The sequence below is a fragment of the Rhodopseudomonas sp. genome, from assembly GCF_013377015.1.
Classification (GTDB): Bacteria; Pseudomonadota; Alphaproteobacteria; order Rhizobiales; family Xanthobacteraceae; genus JARJEH01.
This window is the reverse complement of sequence record NZ_JACABA010000001.1, coordinates 107,292-133,221: the sequence shown is the minus strand read 5'-3', so window position 1 is coordinate 133,221 and position 25,930 is coordinate 107,292. Positions and strand designations below refer to the sequence as shown.

At 64.8% G+C, this 25,930-nt stretch carries 27 protein-coding genes and 1 pseudogene; 20 read left to right on the top strand and 8 right to left on the bottom strand.

The genetic code is table 11. The features are described from left to right. The first annotated feature begins 7 nt into the window (after positions 1-7). The 3 genes from HXX15_RS00590 to HXX15_RS00580 are packed head-to-tail and all read left to right on the top strand — an operon-like array spanning position 8 to position 2,621. Positions 8-334: an XdhC family protein gene (locus HXX15_RS00590; RefSeq protein WP_296511566.1), complete on the top strand. Its 327-nt coding sequence runs from the start codon at positions 8-10 to the stop codon at positions 332-334. Then, complete coding sequence (locus HXX15_RS00585) at positions 331-1,020, top strand: XdhC family protein (protein ID WP_296511564.1); 690 nt, start codon at positions 331-333, stop codon at positions 1,018-1,020. The genes HXX15_RS00590 and HXX15_RS00585 overlap by 4 nt, the downstream gene beginning before the upstream one ends. Further along, positions 1,017-2,621, top strand: coding sequence for a molybdopterin-binding/glycosyltransferase family 2 protein (locus tag HXX15_RS00580; protein ID WP_296511562.1), 1,605 nt, complete (start codon positions 1,017-1,019; stop codon positions 2,619-2,621). Before HXX15_RS00585 ends, HXX15_RS00580 begins: the two co-directional genes overlap by 4 nt. Before the next feature lie 35 nt (positions 2,622-2,656). Here the strand turns inward: HXX15_RS00580 and HXX15_RS00575 are convergent, their stop codons facing one another. After that, positions 2,657-3,736, bottom strand: a complete 1,080-nt coding sequence (locus HXX15_RS00575; RefSeq protein ID WP_296511560.1) for a tetratricopeptide repeat protein — start codon at positions 3,734-3,736, stop codon at positions 2,657-2,659. Between the two features lie 236 nt (positions 3,737-3,972). Between HXX15_RS00575 and HXX15_RS00570 the strand changes: the two genes are divergently transcribed. Next, complete coding sequence (locus HXX15_RS00570; protein WP_296514736.1) at positions 3,973-4,302, top strand: DUF4189 domain-containing protein; 330 nt, start codon at positions 3,973-3,975, stop codon at positions 4,300-4,302. 31 nt (positions 4,303-4,333) lie between these two features. Then, complete coding sequence (locus HXX15_RS00565) at positions 4,334-4,744, top strand: DUF2000 family protein (protein ID WP_296511559.1); 411 nt, start codon at positions 4,334-4,336, stop codon at positions 4,742-4,744. Here HXX15_RS00565 and HXX15_RS00560 read toward each other — a convergent pair. Beyond that, positions 4,741-5,673, bottom strand: a complete 933-nt coding sequence (locus HXX15_RS00560; RefSeq protein ID WP_296511558.1) for a LysR family transcriptional regulator — start codon at positions 5,671-5,673, stop codon at positions 4,741-4,743. The genes HXX15_RS00565 and HXX15_RS00560 overlap by 4 nt on opposite strands. Before the next feature lie 102 nt (positions 5,674-5,775). Here HXX15_RS00560 and HXX15_RS00555 point away from each other — a divergent pair, with 102 nt between their 5' ends. Further along, complete coding sequence (locus HXX15_RS00555) at positions 5,776-6,216, top strand: DoxX family protein (protein WP_296511556.1); 441 nt, start codon at positions 5,776-5,778, stop codon at positions 6,214-6,216. Between the two features lie 55 nt (positions 6,217-6,271). After that, positions 6,272-6,419: pseudogene (locus HXX15_RS00550) on the top strand (ABC transporter permease); the annotation flags it as partial. Between the two features lie 24 nt (positions 6,420-6,443). On the opposite strand, the gene bcsS reads toward HXX15_RS00550, so the two are convergent. The 4 genes from bcsS to HXX15_RS00530 form a co-directional block, all read right to left on the bottom strand. Next, on the bottom strand, positions 6,444-7,166 hold the full coding sequence (bcsS, locus tag HXX15_RS00545) for a cellulose biosynthesis protein BcsS (protein ID WP_296511554.1): 723 nt from the start codon (positions 7,164-7,166) through the stop codon (positions 6,444-6,446). A 124-nt stretch (positions 7,167-7,290) separates the two neighbouring features. Then, a complete protein-coding gene (locus HXX15_RS00540; protein WP_296511553.1) occupies positions 7,291-7,548 on the bottom strand; it encodes a hypothetical protein in 258 nt (85 codons plus the stop codon). A 96-nt stretch (positions 7,549-7,644) separates the two neighbouring features. Next, the gene (locus HXX15_RS00535; RefSeq protein WP_296511551.1) at positions 7,645-8,106 is read right to left on the bottom strand and encodes a DUF488 family protein; all 462 of its coding nucleotides are present in this window, start codon (positions 8,104-8,106) and stop codon (positions 7,645-7,647) included. 45 nt (positions 8,107-8,151) lie between these two features. Continuing rightward, positions 8,152-8,955 (bottom strand): DUF72 domain-containing protein, encoded by an 804-nt coding sequence (locus tag HXX15_RS00530; protein ID WP_296511549.1) that lies wholly within the window; start codon positions 8,953-8,955, stop codon positions 8,152-8,154. A 256-nt stretch (positions 8,956-9,211) separates the two neighbouring features. On the opposite strand from HXX15_RS00530, the gene HXX15_RS00525 reads away from it, so the two are divergent. The 6 genes from HXX15_RS00525 to HXX15_RS00500 all read left to right on the top strand — a co-directional run bounded on the left by HXX15_RS00525 (position 9,212) and on the right by HXX15_RS00500 (position 16,354). Continuing rightward, complete coding sequence (locus HXX15_RS00525; RefSeq protein WP_296511547.1) at positions 9,212-10,342, top strand: glycosyltransferase family 2 protein; 1,131 nt, start codon at positions 9,212-9,214, stop codon at positions 10,340-10,342. Positions 10,343-10,349: 7 nt separating this feature from the next. Next, positions 10,350-11,846, top strand: a complete 1,497-nt coding sequence (locus tag HXX15_RS00520; RefSeq protein ID WP_296511545.1) for a glycosyltransferase family 39 protein — start codon at positions 10,350-10,352, stop codon at positions 11,844-11,846. 143 nt (positions 11,847-11,989) lie between these two features. Next, complete coding sequence (locus tag HXX15_RS00515) at positions 11,990-13,210, top strand: FAD-dependent oxidoreductase (RefSeq protein ID WP_296511543.1); 1,221 nt, start codon at positions 11,990-11,992, stop codon at positions 13,208-13,210. 105 nt (positions 13,211-13,315) lie between these two features. Further along, complete coding sequence (locus HXX15_RS00510) at positions 13,316-14,299, top strand: sialic acid TRAP transporter substrate-binding protein SiaP (protein WP_296511542.1); 984 nt, start codon at positions 13,316-13,318, stop codon at positions 14,297-14,299. 188 nt (positions 14,300-14,487) lie between these two features. Next, positions 14,488-15,057: a TRAP transporter small permease gene (locus HXX15_RS00505; RefSeq protein ID WP_296511540.1), complete on the top strand. Its 570-nt coding sequence runs from the start codon at positions 14,488-14,490 to the stop codon at positions 15,055-15,057. A 16-nt stretch (positions 15,058-15,073) separates the two neighbouring features. Further along, positions 15,074-16,354, top strand: a complete 1,281-nt coding sequence (locus HXX15_RS00500) for a TRAP transporter large permease (RefSeq protein WP_296511539.1) — start codon at positions 15,074-15,076, stop codon at positions 16,352-16,354. Between the two features lie 167 nt (positions 16,355-16,521). Here HXX15_RS00500 and HXX15_RS00495 read toward each other — a convergent pair whose 3' ends face one another. Further along, positions 16,522-17,415 carry a sugar kinase gene (locus HXX15_RS00495; RefSeq protein ID WP_296511537.1) on the bottom strand — a complete coding sequence of 298 codons (894 nt, stop codon included), beginning with the start codon at positions 17,413-17,415 and terminating at the stop codon, positions 16,522-16,524. Between the two features lie 163 nt (positions 17,416-17,578). Here HXX15_RS00495 and HXX15_RS00490 point away from each other — a divergent pair, with 163 nt between their 5' ends. The 5 genes from HXX15_RS00490 to HXX15_RS00470 all read left to right on the top strand — a co-directional run bounded on the left by HXX15_RS00490 (position 17,579) and on the right by HXX15_RS00470 (position 22,553). After that, entirely contained in the window at positions 17,579-18,838 is a 1,260-nt protein-coding gene (locus tag HXX15_RS00490) for a Glu/Leu/Phe/Val dehydrogenase (RefSeq protein WP_296511535.1), read from the top strand. Beyond that, a complete protein-coding gene (locus tag HXX15_RS00485; protein ID WP_296511533.1) occupies positions 18,835-19,848 on the top strand; it encodes a phosphotransferase in 1,014 nt (337 codons plus the stop codon). The genes HXX15_RS00490 and HXX15_RS00485 overlap by 4 nt, the downstream gene beginning before the upstream one ends. Continuing rightward, complete coding sequence (eno, locus tag HXX15_RS00480; protein WP_296511531.1) at positions 19,845-21,176, top strand: phosphopyruvate hydratase; 1,332 nt, start codon at positions 19,845-19,847, stop codon at positions 21,174-21,176. The genes HXX15_RS00485 and eno overlap by 4 nt, the downstream gene beginning before the upstream one ends. A 114-nt stretch (positions 21,177-21,290) precedes the next feature. Next, positions 21,291-22,136 carry a VOC family protein gene (locus HXX15_RS00475; protein WP_296511530.1) on the top strand — a complete coding sequence of 282 codons (846 nt, stop codon included), beginning with the start codon at positions 21,291-21,293 and terminating at the stop codon, positions 22,134-22,136. A 99-nt stretch (positions 22,137-22,235) separates the two neighbouring features. After that, positions 22,236-22,553: a hypothetical protein gene (locus HXX15_RS00470; RefSeq protein ID WP_296511527.1), complete on the top strand. Its 318-nt coding sequence runs from the start codon at positions 22,236-22,238 to the stop codon at positions 22,551-22,553. On the opposite strand, the gene HXX15_RS00465 is transcribed toward HXX15_RS00470, so the two are convergent. Next, positions 22,554-23,774 (bottom strand): cytochrome P450, encoded by a 1,221-nt coding sequence (locus tag HXX15_RS00465; protein ID WP_296511525.1) that lies wholly within the window; start codon positions 23,772-23,774, stop codon positions 22,554-22,556. It abuts the gene before it with no gap. A 226-nt stretch (positions 23,775-24,000) separates the two neighbouring features. On the opposite strand from HXX15_RS00465, the gene HXX15_RS00460 reads away from it, so the two are divergent. Together HXX15_RS00460 and HXX15_RS00455 are read left to right on the top strand one after the other, a co-directional pair. Beyond that, a complete protein-coding gene (locus HXX15_RS00460; protein ID WP_296511522.1) occupies positions 24,001-24,702 on the top strand; it encodes a TetR/AcrR family transcriptional regulator in 702 nt (233 codons plus the stop codon). Position 24,703: 1 nt separating this feature from the next. After that, entirely contained in the window at positions 24,704-25,897 is a 1,194-nt protein-coding gene (locus tag HXX15_RS00455) for an efflux RND transporter periplasmic adaptor subunit (protein ID WP_296511520.1), read from the top strand. Positions 25,898-25,930: the final 33 nt, after the last annotated feature.

Here is a 25,930-nt window from a genome sequence, read left to right as displayed (position 1 = left end):
GACCGCCATGCTCAATCGCGATCAGGATATTCTGCAGGCGGCCGAGGACTGGCAGAAGGCCGGTCACGGCGTGGCGCTCGCCACCGTGGTCGAGACCTGGGGCTCGGCGCCGCGCCCGGCCGGCTCCAGCCTCGTCATCAATGACGACGGCACCTTTCTGGGCTCGGTGTCCGGCGGCTGCGTCGAGGGCGCGGTGGTGACCGAAGCGCTCGACGTGATCGCCAGCGGCCAGCCGAAGCTGCTGGAATTCGGCGTCGCCGACGAGACCGCGTGGCAAGTCGGGCTGTCCTGTGGCGGCACCATCCGGGTATATGTCGAGAAGGTGGGCGCGTGAAACTCTCAACGCTTACTGAGCTGAATGCCGAACGCGCCGCGCGCCGTCCGGCGATCGTGGTCACTGATACCGCGTCGGGCGAGCAGCGGCTGGTGAAGGCCGTCGAGGTCGCCGCCGACCCGCTGCATGCCGAATTGAGCAAGCAGCTCCGGATGGGCAAGAGCGCCAGCATTGAGGTCGACGGCAAGAAACTGTTCCTCAATGTCTACGCGCCGACCGCGAAGCTGGTGATCGTCGGCGCGGTGCATATTAGCCAGGCCCTGGCGCCGCTGGCGCGGTCGCTGGACTACGACGTCACCGTGGTCGATCCGCGCACCGCCTTCGCCAGTCCGGAGCGTTTTCCAGACGTGCCGCTGATCGCCGAATGGCCCGACGTTGCGCTGCCGCCGTTGAACATCGATCACTACACCGCCTTCGTGGCGCTGACCCATGATCCGAAGATCGACGATCCGGCGCTGCTCCACGCCTTCGCGCGCGACTGCTTCTACATCGGCGCGCTGGGCTCGAAGAAGACCCACGCCAAGCGCGGCGAACGGCTGAAGGCGCAGGGTGCCTCGGACGCCGACATCGCGCGGATTCACGCGCCCATCGGGCTGGCGATCGGCGCGGTGTCGCCATCGGAGATCGCGGTCTCGATCATGGCCGAGATCACCGCGACACTGCGATTGCCGAAGGCAGCGGCATGAAGTTCGGTCCGCTCCGTCCAGCGGATGCGATCGGCGGCGTCACCGTGCATACGCTGCGGCAAGGCTCGCTGCTGCTGAAGAAGGGGACGACGATCGGCGCCGGGGAGGTCGACGCGCTGACCAAGGCCGGCGTCGCCGAAATCGTGGTGGTGCAGCTGGAAGCCGGCGACGTCTCCGAGGATGTTGCCGCCGCCGATGTCGCCCGCGCCGTTGCAGGCGCCGGTGTCCATGTCGAGCGCGCCTTCACCGGCCGCGCCAATCTGTTCGCCGCAATCGCCGGCGTGCTGGTGATCGACCGCGCGGTGGTCGACCGCATCAACGGCGTCGACGAAGCGATCACCTTTGCGACGCTGCCGGCGTTCAAGCCGGTGGTCGAAGGCGAGATGATCGCCACAGTGAAGGTCATTCCGTTCGGCGTCGCGGGCGAGCTGCGCGACGCGGCGGTTGCGGCGGCCGTCGGCGGCGCACTGCGGATCGCGCCATTCGTGATCAAGCGGGTCGGCGTGGTCTCGACGCTGCTGCCGGGACTGGCGCCGAAGGTGATCGAGAAGACGTTGCGCGTCACCGCCGAGCGGCTGGCGCCGGCGGGTGCGTCGATCGTCGCCGAGCGCCGCGTCCCGCATCAGCAAGCCGCGCTGGCATCGGCGATCAACGAGTTGCTCGGGCTCGGCGCCGAACTGGTGATCGTGTTCGGCGCCTCGGCGATCGCCGACCGCCGCGACGTGATCCCGGCGGCGATCGAACAGATCGGCGGAGCAATCGAACATTTCGGCATGCCGGTCGATCCCGGCAATCTGCTGCTGATCGGCGGTGCGCGCGGCGTGCCGGTGCTCGGCGCGCCGGGTTGCGCGCGCTCGCCGGTGGAGAACGGTTTCGACTGGGTGCTGATGCGGTTGCTCGCGGGCCTCAAGGTCGGCCGCGCCGACCTCACCGGAATGGGCGTCGGCGGCCTGCTGATGGAAATCGTCACCAGGCCGCAGCCGCGCGTGCCGCTCGCCGCCGACGGCAACCGCGAGGTCGCCGCGATCGTCCTTGCGGCGGGCCGCTCGACCAGGATGGGCGGGCCGAACAAGCTGCTGGCTGAACTGAACGGCAAACCGCTGGTGCGGATCGTCGCCGAGCAGGTGCTGGCGTCGAAAGCGTCCAGCGTCATCGTCGTCACCGGGCACCAGGCCGACAAGGTTCAAGAGGCGCTGAGCGGGCTGAAGGTCAGCTTTGTGCACAATGCGGATTTTGCACAGGGCCTGGCTTCGTCGGTGAAAACCGGGATCGCCGCGGTGCCGGAGACGGCCGACGGCGCGGTGGTCTGCCTCGGCGACATGCCGCTGATCGACGCCGAACTGATCGACCGGCTGATCGAAGCCTTCGCGCCGGATCGCGGCGGGCTGATCGCAGTGCCGGTCAGCGATGGCCGGCGCGGCAATCCGGTGCTGTGGTCGCGGCGGTTCTTCGCCGAGTTGATGACGCTCGGCGGCGACATCGGTGCGCGGCATCTGATCGCCAAACACGGCGAAGCGGTGGCGGAAGTGCCGGTCGAGGGCCACGGCGCCTTCCTCGACATCGACACCCCGCAGGCGCTGGAAGACGCGCGGCGCGGGTGATCCCGCAGCGCAGTCCGGCGCGGCGATCGTGACGGCTATTCCGCCTTCGGCTTCTGCGCCGCGTCCTTCGCCTTCAGCGCCTCGTCGCGCCGGGCTTTCGCATCGGTGTCGTTCGGATTGAGCCGGATCGCCTCGTCGAAATCCTGAATGGCGCGGTCGAGCTGTCCTTTGGCCCAATAGGCGTTGCCACGGCTTCGGTAGGCGCTGGCGTATTTCGGGTTGATCTGGATCGCCAGGTCGTAGTCCTGGATGGCGCGATCATAGTCGTCCTTGTTTGCGTAAGCGGCGCCACGATTCCTGATGGCCATCGCGAAGCGGGGCGTGATCTGTATCGCCCGGCTGAAACTTTCGATGGCGCGATCGTATTGCTTCTTGGCGATGAAGGCGCTGCCGCGATTGTTGAACGCTAGGGCGGCGTTCGGATTGATGGTGATGGCGCGGTCGTAGTCCTCGATCGCGCGGTCAAACTGGCCCTTGGCAGCATAGGTAACGCCGCGCTTGTCGAAGGCGTCGGCGTCATCGGGCTTCATCGCGAGTGCCGCGTCGAAATCCTGCAAGGCGCGATCGTATTCGCCCTTCCTGTAGAAGGTCGCGCCGCGATTTCTCAGCGAATTGACACTAGTCGGACTGAGTGCGACTGCTCGGCTATAATCCTCGATCGCGCGGTCGTACTGGCCGCTTTCGTCATAGGCGTTCGCCCGGTTGTTGAAGAAGGCCGCGACGTTGGGATCGAGGCGAATCGCCTGGTCGTAATCGCGGAACGCCAATTCGGATCGATTGCTGTTGAAATAGACGTCCGCACGCGCGTTGAAGGCGACAGCGTTGGTGGGGTCGAGCTTGATCGCCTCGTCGAGATCCGCGAGCGCGCGGCGGAATTCGTCCTTTTTGTAGTAGGCGCCGCCGCGGTTGGCGAGCGCGGCGGCAATCCCCTTCGGGGTCTCGCGCTTTTGCTTGATGACGGCGTCGCATCCCTGAAGGGTCTGATCGTCGGTCGCCTCGCCAAAGCACCAGGCTTTGAGTTGGTCGTATGACTGCGCCGCCGCGGTCGACAGCGGCGTTATGCCGGGAACGATCATGATCGCGGCGAGCAGGAGTGTTGATTTGCGACAGTCCATGAGCGGTCTCCAGAATCGGCGGACGATGCGCAAAATATCACCGTCTCGGCGGCCAATCATTGACCGGAATCGTTGGCCGCTCTGTCTTGAGCGGTACGCCGATCGGATGTGTGGGTTCCATTCACCAAGTTGAAACGTCCTCCGCGTAGTCTGCCGCCGGGATGACCTCGGGGGAGGGGATTTTGAGATTCTGGCTGGCTTTGCGCAGTGGCGCGGCGGTTCTGATCGCGGTGATCATGGCTCTGTCGGGAGTTGTGACGCCGTCGCTGGCGGCGGGCGCATTCGCCATCGGCCAATGCGGCGCCTATGGCCAGGCCTATGATTTTCCCGCGCCGAAGGCGGCGATCGACGCGGCGCGTAAGCAATGCAAGGGCGACTGCACCCTGCTCACCATGAAGCGCTCCTGTGCCGCCTTCGCGGTCGATCTGAAGAATCCCTGCGGAGCCCACGGCTACGCGGTGATGCCGAAGATCTCCAGTTCGCTCAACGCGGCGACCAAGAAGTGCTACGAATTCGGCGGCAAGGAATGCGTGATCCGGGCCTGGGCCTGCGACGCCAAAGGCTGACATCGCTTTCGATCCGGGCTAATTCGTTCAGATGCAATTCGACACCAAGATCGCGGTTGTGATCCGCACCGATCTCGAAGCCTGGCAGAAGCTCAACGTCGCGGCGTTTCTCACCAGCGGCATCGCCGCTGCGTTTCCGGAATGCATCGGCGAGCCCTATCAGGACGGCTCCGGCACGCAATACCATGCGCTGATTGGGCAGCCGATCCTGATCTATGGCGCCGACCGCGCGGCGCTGACCCGCGCCCTGGAGCGGGCGCTTTCGCGCAACGTCAAGCCGGCGATCTACACCGAAGAGATGTTCAAGACCACCCACGACGAAGCCAACCGCGCCGCGGTCGCAGCGGTGCTGCGCGCCGATCTCAACCTGGTCGGCCTGGCGCTCCGCGCCGAGCGCAAGGTGATCGACAAGATCGTCGACGGGCTGAAATTCCACAGCTAGGTGGTGCGCGCGACGATGCCCCGATCCCATGGCGGCTCGGGCAGGAAACGGGTCGCGAAGAAATCGATGAATGCGCGCAGCTTGGCGGCCGGGTGGCGGTCCGGCAGGTAGACCGCATAGACCCCGTCCAGCGCGGCGGTCGGCTGGTCCAGGGGGAGAGCGACCAAGCTGCCAGATCGCAAATCGTCGGCCACGATAAAGGTCGGTTGATAGATCAGGCCTTGCCCCGCGACTGCGGCGGCCCGCAACGCGTCACCATTGTTGGCGCGCAGATTGCCTGACACCTGCACGCTGACGTCTCCCCGCGCGCCGAACACCCAGCGATCGAACCGGGCCCGCTGCGACAGCGTGTATCCCAGGCAATTATGATCCGTGAGGTCCGCAACCTTGCGCGGGACGCCGCGTGCTTCGAGATAGGACGGCGCCGCGCATACGATGGTGCGGCACGGCGCTATTCGCCGCGCGATCAGACTTGAGTTGCTCAGACTGCCGATCCGGATCGCCAAATCCCAGCCTTCGTCGGCAAGATCGACCAGACGGTCGTTGAGGCCCAGCTCGACGCCGACAAGCGGATGACGCGCGGCGAATTCGGGGAGCAGCGGGGCGATCTGCCGCGCGCCGAACGAGACCGGCGCGTTCAGCCGCAGCAAACCTCGGGCTTCGAGCCGATCCGCCGCGACGGCGGCATCCGCTGTTTCGATCTCGGCGAGAATGCGCTCGGACGATTCGAGGTAATTGCGACCGGCCTCGGTGATCGACAGCCGCCTTGTGGTGCGGTGAAACAGCTTGACGCCCAACCTCGCCTCGAGCGCGGCGACGTGCTTGGTGACCATGGTTTGCGACATCCCCATCGCCCGCGCCGCGGACGAGAGGCTGCCGGACGCGGCGACCTTCGCAAACACCTCGAGCCCCATCAGCCGATCCAGCATGGCTATTTCACTCTCTTGGTGTGAACTGTATTTCCACGGTGCCATATTATCACATCAGAAGGAATAGATCATAGGTTTCGCAACCACTTTCAGGAGACAGCCATGATCGATACCCGAACCGCCCCCTATGCCGCGCTGTTGCTGCGCCTCAGCCTCGGCGTCCTTTTCCTCGCCCACGCCAGCCTCAAATTGTTCACCTTCACCCCGGCTGGTACGGCGAAGTTTTTCGGCAGCGTCGGACTGCCGCCCGAACTCGCCTATGTGGTGATCGCCGCGGAAGTCCTTGGCGGCATCGCGCTGATCCTCGGCGTTTGGACCCGGGTCGTGGCGATCGCGATTGTGCCGATCCTGCTCGGCGCGATCTTCACCGTGCATGGGGCGGCCGGGTTCTTCTTCGACAACGCCAAAGGCGGCTGGGAATACCCGGCATTCTGGGTGGTGGCGCTGGTCGTGCAGGCGCTGCTCGGCGACGGCGCCTTCGCGCTCCGCCTGCCGCGCTCTGCGATCCAGCTCAGCGAACTGAGCGGTGCGCACTCGCGGTAATTCGGCGGCGGGGTCGCTAAGGCGGCGCCGCACGATCTTCAGGCGCGAACGACCTTGCCCGCCGCTGACGCATTATCCGGATCGTCCGCGCCATCATGCTGAAAGGCTCGAGTCTGGTGAATCTGCGCTACGATACGCTGGCGCTGGCGCTGGCGACGCTGATGCTGGTGGCGATGACGCGGTTCAGGCGCACGCTGGATTAGCGGCATGGTTCAGAAGGGCGGTTTCTATTGCCGCGTCAGCACGCCGATCCGGGCGTAGAGGCCGCTGCGATGATAGCTGTCGTTGAGATAGCCGGCCGCGACCGACCATTCGAGTTCGGCGATCCGCAGCCCGGTCAGATGTACCCCGACCTTGGTTTGCCGGCTGAATTCGTCGGCCGAACCGGACAGTTCCGGGCCGATCCAAAATCGATCGCATAGCCGCCAGCCCGCGGCGCCGCGCGCGCCATAGCCGGACCCGATCGTGGTGACATAAAACGACGTCGCCAGCATGATTTCCGGAACCGGCTCCAGCCAGGTCTCGGCGGCGACCCGCAGCCCGGGGGTCATGCCGCGCGGCCTGGCGCCGACGACATCTGGCATCGGCTTTTGATGTTCCAGGTCCAATCCTGCGAACAATTTGATTTCGAACTCGCCGCGCTTGAACCGCCACCCCGGCAGCAGCGAGGCGCGGAAAATATTGGTGGTGAAGGTGGTGGTCGGGGTGCGGTAGCGCTCTGCGCTGTCGGCGATCAACAGCCGGACGATGAAGCCATCGCTGTTCAGATCGCTCGCCGCCCATTGCAGCCCGCCATAGCCGGCCAGACTGTTGCGCCACAGATCGAATCCGCCGAACAGCAGCAATTGTTCCGGCCTGGTGCCGCCGCTGAGATCGTCAACAGGCGGAGGATCGATTGCAGCGGTCTGGGCAATCGAAAAGCTACCACTGGCCACAATGGCCGTGGCCACGCACACCACGCGCGCCAACCCAACGCAACGCACCGCAATAAATCCTTACGCAAAAATACCTATCGTCAGCAATGTTGGTATTAAAGCCGCGGTCTTGCGGTCTGTCCAGCGGATTGGCGAAACTTCAATCCGGGTTCGCCTCACGGCGGTGCGCGTTCTGGATGACTTGTTCAAGCGCGACGGCGAGCTGGCGATCGATATCAGCGATCCCGTCGACATAGGCCTCGGAGATCGACAGGCCTTCGGGCGAGGTGGGGTCGGTGCGCGCGACCTGTTCGAAATGATGCTGGAGAATCTCGGGCGAAGGATACGACTTGATCACGGCGGTCGCGAAGTTGAGTAATGCCCTGATCTGGCCGTTCATGAAATCGAGCTTGTCCATCACCGGTTCCCTTGTTGCGCATCGAACACTAACAGCCTCGCCGACGCCGCCGAATTGATCCGGCGCAAGGCGAGCACCAGTCGGGGCCAACGGCACTCAATCTTGCGACGGCAACAGATTGTCCACCTTGACGCCGTCGCGTTCGGCGATGATCTCGGCGATCCATTGCCGGTGGCATTGGCGGTGATCGCGCTCGTAACACAGGATGCAGATCGGCCCGGCTTTCCGCACCAAGGCCGACAATTCGTCGAGTTGTTCCTTAGCCTGCGGCGTCTTCAGGTGCGCCGCATAGATCCGGTGCAACTGATCGAACTTGCCGCCGCGCGCGGCGTCACGGCCGTCCTTCGGGGTGCCGAGCCCGCGCAGATGCAGATAGCCGATGCCGCGCTCGTCGAGGCCGGCGGCGAGCTGGGTCTTGGAAAAGCCGGGGCGGCGCGAGGCGGCGACGGCGCGGACATCGACCAACAGCTTGACGCCGGCGTGCTGCAACTCGTCGAGGACCGCCTTGGCCGGGGTCTGCTCATAGCCGACAGTGAACAGTTTCTTGGCTTTGGCCATTCAGGTGCTCCGATGCGCGGGATGCGGCCCAAGATTTTTTCAAGATTATTTCAGGCGCTTGATTAATTCCATTGCCGCGGCCGGCGCCCGGATTTTGCCCTCGTGGATGACGTAGGCGAAGACGTCGCGTTTCTGCTGCTTCGGCTTGGTGGCGTTGATCCGCGGCAGGTCGCCGGGCTCGCCGCCGTCGGCCCAGGTCGCAAGCCGCTTCGCCCAGGCGTCGAGCGCCTTCGGCGGATATCCGGTCTTGACGCCGTCCTTGCCCTTCTGCAGTCGGGCATAGACGAAGTCGCCGGTGAGGTCGGCGATCGCCGGATAGCTGGCGTGTTCGGCGAACACCACCGGGGTCTTGAACCGTCGCAGCAGTGTCACGAACTCCGGCACACAGAAGCTGTCGTGCCGGACCTCGACGACATGGCGCAGCGCGCGGCCGTCGAGCGTCCGCGGCAGCAGTTCGAGGAAATGGCCGAAATCGGCGGCGTCGAATTTCTTGGTCGGGGCAAATTGCCACAGCACCGGGCCGAGCCGGTCGCCGAGTTCGAGCACGCCGGACTCGTAGAACCGCTTGATGCTGTCGCCGGCCTCCGCCAGCACCCGCCGATTGGTGGCGAAGCGTGGCCCCTTCAGCGCGAACACGAAGCCGTCCGGCACCTCGTTTTTCCATTTGCGGAAGCTCTCCGGCTTCTGCGAGCCGTAAAACGTGCCATTGATCTCGATTGAGGTCAGCCTGGAGGCGGCGTATTCTAATTCCTGCCGCTGCGGGAGCTTTTCGGGATAGAACACCCCGCGCCAGGGCTGATAGGTCCAGCCGCCGACGCCAATGCGGATGTTGCCGGTGCTTTTGGTCATTTGCAGCTTCCCCCTTGCGGAACCGACGGGTCGTCCCTATCTTGCATTCAACGGCGACGTTGATGCTTCATAGCACCGGCGCTGGGACGACCACTGAATAGCTTGGCAGCGCCGGATGTACGCGCACCTGTTGTTCGTGGTCGTTGGCATTTCTGGGGTGCTTTTCCACCCGTTTTCCCGGTTTTCCAGGTTCCAAGCTAGTTTGGTTCGGCCTACGCCTTGGCATCGCGTGATGCCGTGGCTATACGCTGGCGCCATGAATCAAGCCATCAGACCGGACACCGGAACACAAGCGCTGGCGAGCTGCCCGCTGCTGTCGGTCATCGTTCCCACCTTCAACGAGCGCGACAACGTGCTGGAGCTGTTCCGCAAGCTGGATGCCGCGCTGGCCGGGGTGGCGTGGGAAGTCATCTTCGTTGACGACAATTCGCCCGACGGAACGGCCGATTTGGTGCGCGAGCTGGGGCAGCGCGACCCGCGCGGGCGGGGCTTGCGGCGGATCGGCCGGCGCGGCCTGTCCGGCGCCTGCATCGAGGGCATTCTCGCCTCCAGCGCGCCCTATGTGGCGGTGATGGACGCCGATCTGCAGCACGACGAAACCCAGCTGGCCAAGATGCTGGGCCTGTTGCAAAGCGGGGCCGCCGAACTCGTGGTCGGCAGCCGTTACATCGAAGGCGGCAGCGCCGACAGCTTCAACAAGCAGCGCGCCGGCGTCAGCGCGCTGGCGACCGCGTTGGCCAAGCGGGTGCTGCGGGTCGAGATCGCCGATCCGATGAGCGGGTTCTTCATGATCCGGCGCGACCGGTTCGAGCAGCTGGCGCCGCAGCTCTCCACCCAGGGCTTCAAAATCCTGCTTGATATCGTGGCGACTGCGCGCGGCACTCTGCGGATCGTGGAGGTTCCGTTCACCTTCGGGGCGCGGCTGCACGGCGAGAGCAAGCTCGACTCCATGGTGGCGTTGGATTTCCTCGGCCTGCTGCTGGCGAAATTCACCAACGACATTGTCTCGCTGCGCTTCCTGCTGTTCGCTACCGTCGGCTCGATCGGCGTGGTGGTGCATTTTCTGGCGTTGTTCATCGCCCTCAAGATCGTGGGATTGCCGTTCCCGGAATCGCAGGCCTGCGGCGCGATCCTCGCCATGACCAGCAACTTCGTGCTGAACAATTTCCTGACCTATCGCGACCAGCGGCTGCGGGGCCTCGGCATTCTGCGCGGGCTGTTGCTGTTCTATCTGGTGTGCAGCGTCGGCCTGGTCGCCAATGTCGGTGTTGCTTTCTCGGTCTACAATCAGGAGCCGATCTGGTGGCTCGCGGGCGCGGCGGGTGCACTGATGGGCGTGGTCTGGAACTACGCGATGTCGGGGCTGTTCGTCTGGCGCAAGCGATAGCATCGCGATGGACCTGATGGAGCGGCGGCTGGTGCGCGGCACGATCCTGATCGTCGTCGGATTGGTGGCGCTGCGGCTGTGCGCGGCGGCATTGACGCCGCTGACATTCGACGAAGCCTATTACTGGACCTGGTCGAAGCACCTCGCCGGCGGTTACTACGATCACCCGCCGATGGTCGCCGTGGTGATCCGGCTCGGCACCATGATCGCTGGCGATACTGAATTCGGCGTCAGACTGGTCTCGGTACTGCTGGCGCTGCCGATGAGCTGGGCGACCTGGCGCGCCGCCGAGCTGCTGTTCGGCGGCCAGAGGGTGGCGGCGAGCGCCGCGATCCTGCTCAACGCCACCATGATGGTCGCCGCCGGCACCGTGATCGTCACGCCGGACGCGCCGCTGATCGTGGCGTCGAGCTTCGTGCTGTACGGCCTGGCGCAGGTGCTGGCGAGTGGGCGCGGGATCTGGTGGCTTGCCGTCGGTGTCGCGGTCGGCGCCGCGCTGCTATCGAAATACACCGCGCTGTTTTTCGGGCCGGCGATCCTGATCTGGCTGCTCTGGGTGCCGAGTTTACGGCGTTGGCTGCTGTCGCCATGGCCCTATCTCGGCGGGCTGATTTCGTTGGCGATGTTCGCCCCGGTGATTCTGTGGAACGCGGATCACCAGTGGATGTCGTTCATCAAGCAATTCGGCCGGGCTCGCATCAATGCGTTCAGGCCCGGATATATCGCCGAGCTGCTGCCGACCCAGTTCATTCTGGCGACGCCGCTGGTGTTCATTCTCGGCGCGATGGGGCTCTATGCCTTGCTCCGCCGTAATGCCGGGACTTCGGCGGCGCGCGTTCTGATCAATGCGATGGTCTGGACCATCGTGGTGTATTTCGTCTGGCACGCGACCCACAGCCGGGTCGAGGCGAACTGGCTGAGCCCGATCTATCCGGCCGCCGCGGTCGCCGCCGCGGTCGCCGCGACCGTTGTGCATTGGCCGCCGCGCCAGCAGCGCTTCGTCGATTCTTGTCGGCGCTGGGCGCTGCCGACCGGCGTGCTGATATTCATGATGATGGCGGTGCAGGCCAACACCGGCTTGCTGACTGGATACATGCGGGACGCCAGCGCGCGCAGCGTCGGCGTCGGCGTCGCCCGGATGGCGGGCGAGATCGAGACGACGCGGCGACGGGTCGGCGCGACTTGCGTGCTGGCCGACGACTACGGCACCGTCGGGTGGCTCGCCTTCTATCTGCCCAAGGAAACTTGCGTGGCGCAGCGCACCGAACGCTACCGCTGGATCAACGTGCCGGAACCGGATCCCGCGCAGCTCTCCGGCAAGCTGCTGTTGGTCGGAGCCGACAATGCACCGGCGCGGCAGGACCTGCTGGCAAAATTCGCCAGAATCGAAAACGTCGGCGTGGTCACGAGGATGCGCGGCCCGCTGGTGGTCGACTCCGTCGAACTCGACACGCTTGAAGGTGCGACCGCAGCAGTGCTGGATCGCTCGCCGCCGCCGCGCTGAGCGGCGATGGTCGCGGCGAGGGGGTCCTTTAGTCTAAGCGCGGTCGCAAGAAGCTGACAAACGCGGCCCGGTTTGTGCTACAGGCTGGCCGCTTTCCATCGCGCGACACGCGCGTTTTCCGCCGCGCCAACAACATGAGCATGATGATGACAGGACCGGTCTTGATCGTGGGAGCCGGACACGCCGGCTTTCAAGTCGCAGTATCGCTGCGCCAGGCCAAGTTTGCCGGGCGCATCTGCCTGATCAACGACGAAAAGCATCTGCCCTATCAGCGCCCGCCGCTGTCGAAGGCCTATCTGAAGGGCGAGGGCGCACCGGATTCGCTGATGTTCCGGCCGCAGAAATTCTTCACCGAGCAGAACATCGAACTGATCCCGGATCGCGCGGCCTCGATCGATCGCAACGCCAACACGCTGTTTCTGCATTCCGGCGCGGCGTTGCACTACGGCCATCTGGTGCTCGCCACCGGCGCCCGCAACCGGATGCTCGACGTGCCGAACGCGACGCTGGCGGATGTGCTGTATCTGCGCACGATGGACGAGAGCGAGCAGGTGCGGCTGCGAATGGCGCAGCGCAAGCACGCCGTGGTGGTCGGCGCTGGCTTCATCGGACTGGAATTTGCCGCGACCGCCAGGGCCAAAGGGCTCGAGGTCGACGTCGTCGAACTGGCGCCGCGGGTGATGTCGCGCGCGGTGACGCCGGAAATTTCTGCCTATTTTCACGACCGCCACACCGCCGCGGGTATCCGCATTCACTACGGCGTGCAGGCGAACGAGATCAAAGGCGAGGGCGGTCGCGTCACCGGCGTCAGCCTGAGCGACGGCCGGGTGATTCCGGCGGATCTGGTGGTGGTCGGCGTTGGCGTGATTCCGAATGTCGAACTGGCCAAGGCGGCCGACCTGCCCGTCGCCTCCGGCGTCATCGTCGATGAGCAGCTGTTGACCGCCGATCCGAATATTTCGGCGATCGGCGATTGTTCGCTGTTCCAGAGCGAGCGGTTCGGCGAGAAGATGCGGCTGGAATCGGTGCAGAACGCCACCGACCAAGCGCGTTGCGTCGCGGCCAGGCTCACCGGCGAAGCGAAGAAATATGACGGCTATCCGTGGTTCTGGAGCGACCAGGGCGACGACAAGCTGCAGATTGCGGGCCTGACCGCAGGCTTCGACCAGGTCGTGGTGCGAGGCGACGTCGCGGAGCGCTCGTTTTCGGCGTTCTGCTACAAGGCCGGCAAGCTGATCGGGATCGAATCCGTCAACCGGGCCGCAGACCACGTATTCGGCCGTAAGATGCTGCCGGCCAACCGCTCGATCACCCCCGAGCAGGCCGCCGATCCGGCGTTCGATCTGAAAAAGGCGATGGCGTAGTACCCGTTCGCGCCAGCGCCCACTTGCATCCCCCCGCCTAATAAGCGAGCCTGTCGACCGAAGACCCGTCAACGAGGTCTCGACTGAAATGCGGGGAGGATGATCATGTCCAGCTGGACAAGTCGCTTTGCTGTGGCCGCGGCAATCATTTTCGCGGCGATGTCGGCGCCGGCATCGGCGCAGACCAAGCTGAAATGGGCGCACGTCTACGAGATCGCCGAGCCGTATCACACCGAGGCGCTGTGGGCCGCCGACGAAATCAAGAAGCGCACCAACGGCAAATACGAGATCCAGGTCTTCCCGGCCTCGCAGCTCGGCAACGAGAACCAGATCAACGAGGGTCTCGGCCTCGGCACCGTCGACATCATCTATACGGGCGTGAATTTCGCCGGCTCGATCTACAAGCCGATCGCAATCACCGGCGCGCCGTTCATCCTGCGCGATTTCGATCACTGGAAGGCCTATCGCGACAGCTCGCTGTTTGCCGAGATCGCCAAGGGCTATGACGACAAGACCAAGCACAAGGTCGCGGCGCTGACCTACTACGGCCAACGCCACGTCACCGCCAACAAACTGATCACCAAGCCCGAAGACATGAAAGGCATGAAGCTGCGGGTGCCGCCGGCGCCGCTGTTTCTGATGTTCACCAAATCGGTCGGCGCCAACGCCACCCCGATCGCCTTCGCCGAAGTGTATCTGGCCTTGCAGCAGGGCACCGTCGACGGCCAAGAAAATCCGCTGCCGACCATCATGGCGAAGAAGTTCTACGAGGTGCAGAGCCACATCATCCTGACCGGCCACATCACCGAATCGCTGGTAACGATCGTCGGCAGCCAAGTCTGGTCGAAGCTCACGCCCGACGAGCAGAAGATCTTCCAGGAGGTGCTGAAGGAAGCCGCCGCCAAGGCCACCGACAAGATCCGCGCCTCCGAGCAGGTGCTGGCGGCCGAGTTCAAGAAGCTCGGCAAGACCGTCGTCGAGCCCGACCGCGAGGCGTTCCGCAAGGCCGCGATCCCGCTGCACAATGACGCCTCGGCCGGCGCCGGCTGGACCCAGGCACAATATGACGCGCTGCAGGCGATGAAGTAACGAGCAGTCAAGTCCGTCATTGCGAGCCAACGGGTCGGCGCGCAGCGCCGCCCGTTGTGCGAAGCAATCCAGGGGCGCTGTGCACGAAATTCCTGGATTGCTTTGTCGCAAGGGCTCCTCGCAATGACGAATTTGACTGATCTTGGTAGCCGCTTTTCGATCGAGACTTCCGATGAGGGCCAGCGCCGATGATAAGCAACGCCAAGTCGAAGTCGCCGCCGCCCGATGAAGTCCGCCTGATCGTCGCGCAGGACGAGGAGGTGGTGATCTCGCATCATCCCGAGGACTGGATCGCCTTCGTGCTGTTCTGGGCGCTGGCGATCATCGTGTTCCTGCAGTTCTTCACCCGCTACGTCCTCAACGACAGCCTGTCCTGGACCGAAGAGATCGCGCGCTACGGGCTGATGTGGCTGGCCTTTATCGGCGGCGCGGTGGTGACCCGGAAGAAATCCCACATCGCCGTCGAACTGCTGTCGAACCTGATGGCGCCCAGTCCGCTGCGCGCGGCGTTGCTGGCGCTGGTCGACTTCGTCACCCTCGGCTTCATGGGCCTGCTGGCCTATTTCTCGGTGACCATCACCGAGCGCATGCAGCAGCAGACCATGACGGTGATCGAACTGCCGATGAGCATCGTCTATGGCGGCGTCGGGCTCGGCTGTTTCATGATGCTGGTGCGGCAGATCCAGACCGTATGGCACAACGCGCGCGACGGCTGGCGGCGGGCGCCGGACGTCACCGAACAGATTCCCGCGGACTGACAGTAGGGTCGAGCGAATGCCGGTTGCCATCGTCGTCTTCGTCGCCGCCCTGATCGTCGGCGTGCCGGTGTTCATTTCGCTGGGGCTGGCGTCGCTGCTCTACACCCACTTTATCGCCGGCATCCCCGACTTCGTGATCCTGCATCGCATGGCCGGCGGCCTCGACAGCTTCCCGCTGCTGGCGGTGCCGTTCTTCATTCTCGCCGGCAATCTGATGAATTCCGCCGGCATCACCAACCGGATCTATGATTTCGCGGTGGCGAGCTGCGGCTGGATGCGCGGCGGGCTCGCCCACGTCAACATCTTCGGCTCGGTGATCTTCGCCGGGATGTCCGGCACCGCGATCGCCGACGCCGCCGGCCTCGGCACCATCGAGATCAAGGCGATGCAGGACCACGGCTATTCGACCGAATTTTCCGTCGGCGTCACCGCGGCCTCCGCCACGCTGGGGCCGATCATCCCGCCGTCGCTGCCGTTCGTGATCTACGGCATGATGGGCAACGTCTCGATCGGCGCGCTGTTTCTCGGTGGCTTCATCCCCGGCGCGGTGATGACGATCTTCATGATGATCTATGTCAGCTATTGCGCCCGGCGCTACGGCATGGGCCGCGACCAGGCGTTTCGCTGGGCGACGCTGGGGCGCAGCTTCGTCGCCGCGCTGCCGGCACTGCTGACGCCCGCGATCATCATCGGCGGCATGACCTTCGGCTGGTTCACCCCGACCGAGGCGGCGATCGCCGCCTGTGCCTGGGCGATGATCCTCGGGATATTTCTGTACCGCTCGCTGTCGCTGAGGCAGTTCTACAAGGTCTCGATGGACACTATCGAGACCACCGCCGGCGTGCTGCTGATCGTCGCCGCGGCCTCGCTGTTCGGCTGGGTGCTGACCACGACCCGGCTGACCGAGGCCGGCGCCGAGGCGTTGCTCAATCTCACCAACAACAAATACATCATCCTGCTGCTGATCAACGTGCTGCTGCTGGTGGTCGGCTGCTTCCTCGAGCCGATCGCCTCGATCAGCATACTGGTGCCGGTGTTGATGCCGATCATCCTGAAGGTCGGGATCGACCCGGTTCATTTCGGCGTGGTGATGACGCTGAACCTGATGATCGGCCTGCTGCATCCGCCGTTGGGGATGGTGCTGTTCGTGCTGTCGCGGATCGCCAAACTGTCGATCGAACGCACGACGGTGGCGATCCTGCCGTGGCTGATCCCGCTGTTGATGTCGCTGATCGCGATCACACTGATCCCGGAGTTGACGCTCTGGCTGCCGCGGACGATGGGGATGCTGAAGTAGGACGTGATCGAATCGTCGCCGAGACGGCATCGCGCTCCCTCTCCCATGGGGAGAGGGTTGGGGTAGGGGGTAATGCCTATCGAGAGGGCGAAACCCCTCACCCGACCGGCTGCGCCGGTCGACCTCTCCCTATGGAAGAGGTGGGCAAAACTCAGGCGCCTCGCGTTTCAAACGTTGGCCGCGAACTCCTGCTTCACCGCCTCGATATCGGCCAGCGTCGGCAGGCCGGCCTCGTTGCCGAGCCGCTGGATCTTGTAGGTCGAGGCGGCGCGGGCGAATTCGAAATGCTCGGCCCAGCTTTTCTCCGGGATGGCGAGATAGGAATAGACGTAGGCGCCGTGGAACACGTCGCCGGCGCCATTGGTGTCGAGTACGCGCGCGCGCGGGATTGGCAGCGCCGGCAGCGTCCGGACCGTCCCGGCTTCGTCGTACCACAGCAGGCCGCGCTCGCCCTGCGTCACGCCGCCAACCCGGCAGCCGCGGCTCTTGAGATAGTCGAGCATCTTCTCCGGCGTCAGATCCATCTGCTCGCAGAGCCGCTCGGCGACGATGGCGACGTCGATGAATTCCAAGAGCTCGTGGGTGTTGGTGCGCAGCCCGCCGCCGTCCAGCGAGGTCAGGATGCCGTCCTCGCGGCACAGTTTGGCGTAATGGATCGCGGCGTCAGGCTGGTGGCCGTCAACATGCAGTGCCCGGCATTGGCCGAGGTTGAGCAGCGGAAACGGATGGATATGCTCGTCGTCGCGGCAGCGCACGATCGCGCGCTTGCCGTCCTTCGGCATAATGAAGGACAGCGAGGAAGAATTGACCTTGCGCGGATGGATCTCGATTCCGTATTTCGCGCTCATGTCCTGAAACATCCGCCCCAGCCAGTCATTGGCGACGGTGGCAATCAAGTCGGGCACGATCCCGAGCTTGGCGCAGCAAAACGCCGCGGTGACGGCGTTGCCGCCGAACGACACCGCGTAATCGGACGCCACGTGCTTTTCGTCGCCGGTCGGCATGTGGTCGGTGATGAAGGTGACGTCGATATAGGTCTGTCCGATGAAGAGAGCCTGCATGAATGATCCACTGCTACGATTCCGACCCGGCTCTTATACCTTAGCACCGCTTATTGCACTGCATTCGCTGAAATTATTCGCAACCGGGCGGAGGTTGGGATAGCGATGGGGCGGCCTCGGGGCGTTGCGCCGTGGTCCGTAGAAGCCCCAGGGAGGACGAGCGATGTCGATCTATTCCGGCGACGTGTTCGACATGGCGGCCAGGCAGTTCGGCGTGATCGCCAATCATCTCGGGATCCCGATGGACGAGCGCGACCGGCTGCTGCTGCCGAAGCGGGCGATCACGGTGTCGTGCCCGATCCACCGCGACGACGGTTCGGTCGAGGTGTTCGAGGGCTACCGGGTCCAGCACCATCTGACGCTCGGCCCGACCAAGGGCGGCACCCGTTTCGCTCCCAGTGTCGGTATCGGCGAGGTTGCCGCATTGGCGATCTGGATGAGCTGGAAATGCGCGCTGGTCGGGCTGCCCTATGGCGGCGCCAAGGGCGGCATCCGGGTCGACCTGGCGACGATCTCGAAGCGCGAGCTCGAAAGTCTATCGCGCCGCTATATGCAGGAGATGATCCCGTTCGTCGGCCCGCACACCGACGTGATGGCGCCCGATATGGGCACCAACGAACAGGTGATGGCGTGGTTCATGGACACCTATTCGATGTATCAGGGCCGCACCGTCACCGAGATCGTCACCGGCAAGCCGGTGGCGTCGGGCGGCACGCTGGGCCGGCGCGAAGCCACCGGGCGCGGTGTCGCGCATCTGGCCAAACGGGTGATGGCTGAGCTGGCGATCGATCTCAACCGGGCCACCGCGGTGATCCAGGGGTTCGGTAATGTCGGTTCTTACGCCGCGCTGGAATTGCAGCAATTCGGGCTCAAGGTGATCGCGGTCAGCGATCACACCGGAGCTTTGTATGACGCGGCCGGGCTCGATATTCCGGCGCTGATGCGGCACGCGACCGCGCATGGCAGCATCGCCGGATTTTCCACCGAGCTGCAGTTCGATCCGACGCAGATCCTGACGCTGCGCTGCGACGTGCTGGTCCCGGCGGCGATGGAGCGGGTGATCGACGCTGAGACCGCTGCGAAGCTGCAATGCCGGGTGCTGGCCGAGGGCGCCAACGGACCGACCACGCCGGATGCCGACCTGGTGCTGGCACAACGCCGCGACGAGGTCTTCCTGATCCCGGACGTGCTGTGCAATTCGGGCGGCGTCATCGTCAGCTATTTCGAATGGGTGCAGGATCTGCAGCAACTGTTTTGGGAAGAGGCAGAGGTGACACGGCGCGAATATCAGATCCTCGATCGTGCCTTCGACCAGATGATAGCGCGCGCCAACGCCGACAACGTTCCGCACCGGACCGCCGCGATGGCGATCGGCGTGGAAAAGGTCCGCGCCGCGAAAAATATGAGGGGCCTGTTCCCGTGATTCTTGCTGCAGTCGAAGAAACCGCGGTTGCGGCGTTTCTGCGTGATGCAGGACTGATCGAACCCGGCATCACGCCGCGCTTCACGCCGCTGACCGGCGGGGTGGCGTCCGACATCTGGAAGGTGGAAGCGGGCAGCGCGGTGTTCGCGGTGAAGCGCGCGCTGGCGAAACTGCGGGTGGCGCGGGACTGGACCGTGCCGGTGTCGCGCAACGCCAGCGAGGTCGACTGGCTACGCGCCGCCGCCGAGGTGGTGCCCGACGCTGTGCCCCGCGTGCTGGCGCATGATCCCGAGCTCGGCGCGTTCGCGATGGACTATCTCGATCCCGAACATCATCCGGTGTGGAAGCAGCGACTCGCGGCGGGGCAGTGCGATCCGGATTTCGCCACGGCGGTCGGGCGCACCATCGGCGCCATTCATGCCGCCACCGCGCATTCGCAAACCGTGGCGCGGCGTTTTGCCAATGATGCGCTGTTTCACGCGATCCGGCTCGAGCCCTATCTCGAGGCCACCGCCGAGGCCCATCCCGATCTGGCGCCGGCGCTGATGGCGCTGTCGCGCGCCACGCTGGCAACCCATATCGCGCTGGTGCATGGCGACGTCAGTCCGAAGAACATCCTCGTCGGCCCGCATGGCCCGATACTGCTCGATGCCGAATGCGCCTGGTATGGCGACCCCGCTTTCGACCTGGCGTTCTGTCTCAATCACATGCTGCTGAAATGCCTGTGGACGCCATCGTCCGCGGCCGGGTATCTCGGCTGTTTCGATGCGCTCGCTGCGGCCTATCGCGCCGAGATCGATTGGGAGCCGAAGCACGAATTGGAGCGCCGCGCCGCGGCGCTGTTGCCGGCGCTGTTTCTGGCCCGGGTCGACGGCAAGTCGCCGGTCGAATACATCACCGATGAGAGCGACAAAGCGCGGGTCCGCAGGGTCGCGCGCCATTTGATTGTGGCGAAGCCCGAGCAACTCGCGGCGATCAGCGACGCCTGGGCAAGGGAAGTGCTTCGATGACCAATACGACAATTGCGGCGGTGCATGGCCGCCGGGTGTGGGATTCGCGCGGCCGGCCGACCGTCGAGGTCGATGTGAGTTTGCGTGGCGGCGCCACCGGCCGCGCCATCGCGCCGGCCGGAGCCTCGATGGGCAGCGGCGAGGCGGTCGATCTGCGCGACGGCGGCAAGAAGCTCGGCGGCTTCGATGTCGGCCGCGCGGTGGCGTCCGTCAACGGCGAAATGGAGCAGGCGCTGATCGGGCAGGACGCTGCCGATCAGGCCGCGATCGACGCGATCATGATCGCGCGCGACGGCACCGCCAACAAGGCCCGCCTCGGCGGCAACGCCATCGTGGCGACCTCGATGGCGGTGCTGCACGCGGCGGCCGCTGCGGCCAAAGTGCCGCTTTGGATGCATCTGGCGCAGGGCCGCAAGGTGCGCCTGCCGCTGCCGGAGATCCAGATCTTCGGCGGCGGGGCGCACGCGGCGCGGCGCGTCGACGTGCAGGATTTCATGGTGATGTGTCCCGGCGCGGCGTCGTTCGCGCAGGCGATCGAATGGACCGCGGAAGTCTATCTCGCCGCAGGCAGCCTGATGAAACAGGCAGGCAAGCTGCAGGGCGTGGCCGACGAGGGTGGCTACTGGCCAGCGTTCACCAGCAACGAGGAGGCACTGGATACGCTGGTGCGGGCGATCGAACGGGCCGGCCTCGAGCCGGGGCCGCAAGTGGCGATCTCGCTCGACGTTGCCGCATCCGAGTTCGGCAAAAATGGCCGCTACGCGCTGGCGCTCGACGATCGCGCACTTGGCACCGACGAAATGATCGCGATGCTCGGCCGCTGGCTTGATACTTATCCGATCGTATCCATAGAAGACCCGCTGGCCGAGGACGACGCCGCCGGCTTCCGCGCTTTCACCGCGGCCTATGGCGATCGTTGCCAGGTGATCGGCGACGATTTTCTGGTCACCAACGCGGCACGGGTTGCCGAGGCCGCCGCGAGCGGCGCCGCGACCGCGGTGCTGATCAAGCCCAACCAGGCCGGCACCGTGACCGAGACCCGCGCGGCGCTCGACGCCGGCAGGCAGGCCCGGTTCGGCACCATCGTGTCGGCGCGCTCCGGCGAAACCGAGGACACAACCGTCGTGCATCTTGCGGTCGGCTGGGACGCCGGGCAGCTCAAAGTCGGCTCGTTTTCGCGCTCCGAGCGGATGGCGAAGTGGAACGAATGTTTGCGGATCGAGGAAGCGATCGGGCCGGACGCCAGTTTCGCCGGCGGCGCCGCGCTCGGTTTTCGTCCAGTGCAGAAAAAGGTAACCAACGACGGCCTAGAATCCACGTCGGTGTAAGTGGCCTTTAGCGGAGCGATCAGTCTCGCGAGTTTGAATCAATTGCATAGCGTCGCTCGCGCCGACTGGTTCGATCGTTTTTACAAGAACAAGCCTTTGGAGGGGAGCCGTCCGATGATCACCGCAATCGATCACGTCGTCGTGCTGGTTAGCGATCTCGCGGCGGGAGCCGCCGCCTATGAATTGCTGCTGGCGCGAGCGCCGTCCTGGCGCAGCAGCGGCGATGGCTCCGAGACCGTGCTGTTCACGCTGCGCAACATGACGCTGGAACTGATGGCGCCGGCCGGCGACGGCCCGATCGCCGAGCGTATTCGCCACGTCATCAAGTTCCAGGGCGAGGGGCTCGCCAGCATCTGCTTTCGCGTCGGCGACGTTGCGAAGATGCATCGCCGGCTGGAGCGGGTGGCGCTGAAGCCCGACGCTATTGCCGAGGTCGAAAGCCACGACGCCGCGTCCGGCGCCACGCTGTCCTGGAAGCGGACCCGCGCCGCGACGGATGCGACGCGCGGCGTCAGGCTGTTCTTTCTTGAACTGGCATCGGAGCGTCCGTTTTCGCCGACCACCGGCGTGGCGCCGATCACCGGGCTCGATCACATCGTGGTTTCGACCGCCGACCCCGAACGCGCCGCGGCACTGTACGGAGCGCGGCTCGGGCTCGACATGGCGCTCGACCGCTCGCATCAGGATTGGGGCCGGCTGATGTTCTTTCGCTGCGGCGATCTCGTGGTTGAGGTCGTGCACCGCCCGGTGGCGGGTTCCGACGTCAACCATGACAAATTGTGGGGCATGAGCTGGCGCTGCGCGGATATCGACGCCACCCGCGCGCGACTTCTCCATGCCGGGGTCCTGGTGTCGGAGCCGCGCGCCGGCCGCAAGCCAGGCACCCGCGTGGTCACGGTGCGCAGCTCGACCTGCGGGATTCCCACGCTGCTGGTACAGCCGGCGGCGCGATTGGAATGATCTCTAGTCAGACAATTTCGAGTCGGCGCGGAAGCGCACAGGTCAGAAACGGAAGGAAACCCGATGGATCCGCTGCTCATTCGATTTGTCGCTGCAGTCATGCTTGTCGCTCCGCCGCTGACAGCGCAGGCCGCCGACGTTCTCTCCGAAGGCCGGGCGCGCGCTGCGGCGATATCGATTCTGCAGGGCGATCCCTACGGGCGAACCCCGGCAGACGTCGCGCAAAATATCGTCGCCAGCCAGTTGCTGACGGGTGGTAGCAAGCGGTGCGGCGGCAAGGCGACCAAACCGGTCTGGGAGTTTCACGTCGTAGTTCCGGCGAACAGGAATCCCAACGGCAGTCCGATCGACGGCTATCTGGTGATCGATGCGCGCACCGGCAAAATGACTTGCGCCGGGCTGCCGCTATTGGACTGACTATTTCACCACGCAGGGCACGCTGAGATAGCCGCGGAACCGGACCCGGCCGCCGCGGACCGGCGCGCCATCGAGTTGGTAGTTGGGAAACCGCGCGAGAAACCGCGTGATCGCGATCGCGCCTTCCAGCCGCGCCAGCGCCATGCCGGCGCATTGATGCGCGCCGGTGCCGAACGCCAGATGCCGGTTCGGCGCCCGCGCGATATCGAACCGGTCGGGATCGGGAAATTGCGCCGGGTCACGGTTGGCGGCGCCGATGCACAGCGTCACCGACGTGTATTTCGGCATCGCGACGCCGCCGATCTCGACGTCGGCTGTTGTGATGCGGTTGCCGAGCTGGTTCGAGCTCTCGTATCGCAGGATTTCCTCGACCGCAGTCCGGATCAGCGCCGGATTGTCGATCAGCCGCTGTTTCTGCTCGGGGTTGGCGGCGAGCGCGACCAGTCCATTGCCGATCAGATTGGTGGTGGTCTCGTGACCGGCATTGAGCAGAAAGATGCAGTTATGCAGCAATTCCTTCGCGGTCAGCTGTTCGCCGCCCGGTTCGCCCTGGATCAGCTTGGTCAACACGTCGCGGTCGGGATTGCCGGGGGTTGCCCGACGGCGCTCGACCAGGATTTCCAGATAGGCGATGAAATCCCGAATTGATTGATTGCCGCGCGCGAAAGCTTCGGCGCTGATCACCGGCTCCAGCGCGCCGAGAATCGCTAGCGACCAGTCGCGCAACGGACCGCGCTCGTCGTTCGGCACACCAAGCAGATTGCCGATCACCTCGATCGGAATCGCCGAGGCATAATCTTCGATCAGGTCGAATCTGCCCTTGGCTGCGATCCGGTCGAGCAGCCGCTGCACCAGCGCCACCAGATCGGGCTCCATGCCGGCGATCGCGCGCGGCGACAGCGCGCCGGTGATCAGCCGGCGGACGCGGGTGTGGGCCGGCGGATCGTTGAAGACGAGGCTCGTGGTGTGATGCTCGAACAACAGCGAGTCGCCGTATTTCGGCGCGAACTCGCGCTTCTTGTCGGACGAGAACAGCGCGGTGTTCTTGTAGGCGGCGACCAGATCGTCGTAGCGGGTGAGGAAGTAACCGCCATTGTCCAGCCGCTTGACCGGCTCGTGGGCTCGCAGTGCATGATAGGTCGGATAGGGGTCGGCGTAGAACTCCGGCGTCAGCCGCGCCAGATCGAACGCTGCCGCGAGGTCACCTTGGGCCGCTTCCATGTCATCCCCTTTTTTGTCTTCTATAGGCGATTCACGACGCTGCCGGAACGGCCTCGGCCGGCGCCGCGAACTTCCTCCGCGGCGAGGGTGCCAAATTACCGTCTGACCTCTTCCTCCGTATCAGCCGAGTGGGGGCCAATGAATTGAGCTCGTCGCACTACTCACGTTTTAGTGCGCTGCAGCAATCCCGATTGACTTTGCCAAAGGTGAGTGCTTACTCACGACAATGAGCACACTGCGCATGACCAGCGATTTGCGCCGGGAGTTGATCCTGAGCGCGGCAAAGCGGTGCTTTGCCCGCCACGGATTCGCCGGAACCACAACGAAGAGTGTGGCCGCCGCGGCGTCGATCTCGGAGGGGTTGCTGTTCAAGCATTTCCCGACCAAGTCAGCGCTTTATGCGGAGATCCTGGCGGACGAATGCGAGGCAGACCCGGGCCTAAACGGTTTGCTGGCGCTGGAACCCTCGACCGAAACCCTGGTGGTGCTGGTGCGCGGAATGGTCGGGCATTTTCTGCATGCCTCGGATCTGCCCGAGCAGCAGGAAGCCCAGCGGCTGCGGCTGATGATGACCAGTCTGGTCGACGATGGAGAATTCGCCCGGCTGCTTTACGAAAAAATAGGGAATTTGATCGGACCTGTGTTCACGGCGTCGCTGGAGCGCGCGGTTGCGTCGGGAGACGCATCGCGGGTCGGGCGGGAACCGTTGAACCTTTTCTGGTTTGCCCATCATACGGTGCTGATGGCCGCGCTTTCGCGACTGCCCACGGTGCCGTGTCTAACCTACGGCAACGCCGTCGATCTGGAGCGGCAGACCTGTGAATTTATCCTGCGTGGAATTGGATTGAACGAAGCAGCGATTGCCGGGCATCTGGACCGCGAATTGTCGCCGGACCAAATGCGGGCGGTAGCTAGAGAAAGTGCATGACATGACGATTGCGACAGAATCCCCAGGGACGATCCGCGCCAGCACCGAGAAGCCGCGCCCGCGCCCGGTTCGGATGACCCGCTGGTTCATCATCGTCGGGCTGCTGCTGGCGCTGCTGGTGGGCGGGTTGGTCGGCTTCAATGCGTTCCGGAGTCACATGATCGCGCAGTTCTTCGCCGGCAACAAACCGCCGCCGGTCAGCGTGACCGTGGCCGAAGCGAAATCCGAAGTGATCCCGAATCTGTTGACCGCCGTCGGCGATCTCGCCGCCGTGCATCAAGTCAACGTCACCAACGACGTCAACGGCCGCATCACCGACATCATGTTCACCGCTGGCTCGACGGTGAAGGTCGGCACGCCGCTCGTGCAACTGTTCGATGGGGCCGAGCAAGGCGATCTCGCCAGCTTCAAGGCTCAGGCCAAGGCGGCGGAGTTGGCGCTGGACCGCGCCAAGCAGCTGGCGGCGCGCCAGTTCGGGCCGCAGGCGACCGTCGATAACGCGCAGGCGGCGTTCGACCAGGCCCAGGCCGGGATCGCCAAGACCGAGGCGGTGATTTCGCAGAAGCTGGTGCGCGCGCCGTTCGACGGCGTGCTTGGCGTTCGTCACGCCGAAGTCGGCCAGTACCTGACCGCCGGGACGCAGATCGTGACATTGACCGATTTGTCCGCAGTGTATGCGAACTTCACCGTGACCGAGAAGGACAGCGGCACCCTGAAGGTCGGCCAGATCGTGCGCGTCGCGGTCGACGCCTATCCGGGCAAGGTGTTCGAAGGCAAGCTCACCGCCATCGAGCCGCAGATCAACACCGATACCCGCAACATCCGGGTGCAGGCGACGATCGACAATCCCGATCAGATCCTGAAGCCCGGCATGTTCGCGACCACCACGGTGGTGTTGCCCGACAAGCCGGCGGTGATCACCGTGCCGGAAACCGCGGTCGATTACACGCTGTATGGAGATTCGGTCTATCTGATCACCGAAAACAAGTCCGAAGACGGCAAGACCAATCTGACCGCCGTGCGCACCTTCGTGCGGACCGGCGATCGTGCGAAGGGCCGGGCGGTAATCGTCAGCGGGTTGAAGGCCGGCGACCGCGTCGTCGCGGTTGGTCAGCTCAAGCTGCAGTCCGGCGCCGCGGTCGAAATTTCCTCCGACCCGGCACCGCCGATACCGGCGAAAGCGCCGCGGAACTAAGCCGCGCCCGGAACTGCGCGGCGCGTCGTTCCG

Coding starts and splice junctions, on each gene's coding strand:
- HXX15_RS00590 (WP_296511566.1), top strand. CDS start 8: ATGCTCAATCGCGATCAGGATATTCTGCAGGCGGCCGAGGACTGGCAG.
- HXX15_RS00580 (WP_296511562.1), top strand. CDS start 1,017: ATGAAGTTCGGTCCGCTCCGTCCAGCGGATGCGATCGGCGGCGTCACC.
- HXX15_RS00575 (WP_296511560.1), bottom strand. CDS start 3,736: ATGGACTGTCGCAAATCAACACTCCTGCTCGCCGCGATCATGATCGTT.
- HXX15_RS00570 (WP_296514736.1), top strand. CDS start 3,973: ATGGCTCTGTCGGGAGTTGTGACGCCGTCGCTGGCGGCGGGCGCATTC.
- HXX15_RS00565 (WP_296511559.1), top strand. CDS start 4,334: ATGCAATTCGACACCAAGATCGCGGTTGTGATCCGCACCGATCTCGAA.
- HXX15_RS00560 (WP_296511558.1), bottom strand. CDS start 5,673: ATGCTGGATCGGCTGATGGGGCTCGAGGTGTTTGCGAAGGTCGCCGCG.
- HXX15_RS00555 (WP_296511556.1), top strand. CDS start 5,776: ATGATCGATACCCGAACCGCCCCCTATGCCGCGCTGTTGCTGCGCCTC.
- HXX15_RS00540 (WP_296511553.1), bottom strand. CDS start 7,548: ATGGACAAGCTCGATTTCATGAACGGCCAGATCAGGGCATTACTCAAC.
- HXX15_RS00535 (WP_296511551.1), bottom strand. CDS start 8,106: ATGGCCAAAGCCAAGAAACTGTTCACTGTCGGCTATGAGCAGACCCCG.
- HXX15_RS00530 (WP_296511549.1), bottom strand. CDS start 8,955: ATGACCAAAAGCACCGGCAACATCCGCATTGGCGTCGGCGGCTGGACC.
- HXX15_RS00525 (WP_296511547.1), top strand. CDS start 9,212: ATGAATCAAGCCATCAGACCGGACACCGGAACACAAGCGCTGGCGAGC.
- HXX15_RS00520 (WP_296511545.1), top strand. CDS start 10,350: ATGGACCTGATGGAGCGGCGGCTGGTGCGCGGCACGATCCTGATCGTC.
- HXX15_RS00515 (WP_296511543.1), top strand. CDS start 11,990: ATGATGACAGGACCGGTCTTGATCGTGGGAGCCGGACACGCCGGCTTT.
- HXX15_RS00510 (WP_296511542.1), top strand. CDS start 13,316: ATGTCCAGCTGGACAAGTCGCTTTGCTGTGGCCGCGGCAATCATTTTC.
- HXX15_RS00505 (WP_296511540.1), top strand. CDS start 14,488: ATGATAAGCAACGCCAAGTCGAAGTCGCCGCCGCCCGATGAAGTCCGC.
- HXX15_RS00500 (WP_296511539.1), top strand. CDS start 15,074: ATGCCGGTTGCCATCGTCGTCTTCGTCGCCGCCCTGATCGTCGGCGTG.
- HXX15_RS00495 (WP_296511537.1), bottom strand. CDS start 17,415: ATGCAGGCTCTCTTCATCGGACAGACCTATATCGACGTCACCTTCATC.
- HXX15_RS00490 (WP_296511535.1), top strand. CDS start 17,579: ATGTCGATCTATTCCGGCGACGTGTTCGACATGGCGGCCAGGCAGTTC.
- eno (WP_296511531.1), top strand. CDS start 19,845: ATGACCAATACGACAATTGCGGCGGTGCATGGCCGCCGGGTGTGGGAT.
- HXX15_RS00475 (WP_296511530.1), top strand. CDS start 21,291: ATGATCACCGCAATCGATCACGTCGTCGTGCTGGTTAGCGATCTCGCG.
- HXX15_RS00470 (WP_296511527.1), top strand. CDS start 22,236: ATGCTTGTCGCTCCGCCGCTGACAGCGCAGGCCGCCGACGTTCTCTCC.
- HXX15_RS00465 (WP_296511525.1), bottom strand. CDS start 23,774: ATGGAAGCGGCCCAAGGTGACCTCGCGGCAGCGTTCGATCTGGCGCGG.
- HXX15_RS00460 (WP_296511522.1), top strand. CDS start 24,001: ATGAGCACACTGCGCATGACCAGCGATTTGCGCCGGGAGTTGATCCTG.
- HXX15_RS00455 (WP_296511520.1), top strand. CDS start 24,704: ATGACGATTGCGACAGAATCCCCAGGGACGATCCGCGCCAGCACCGAG.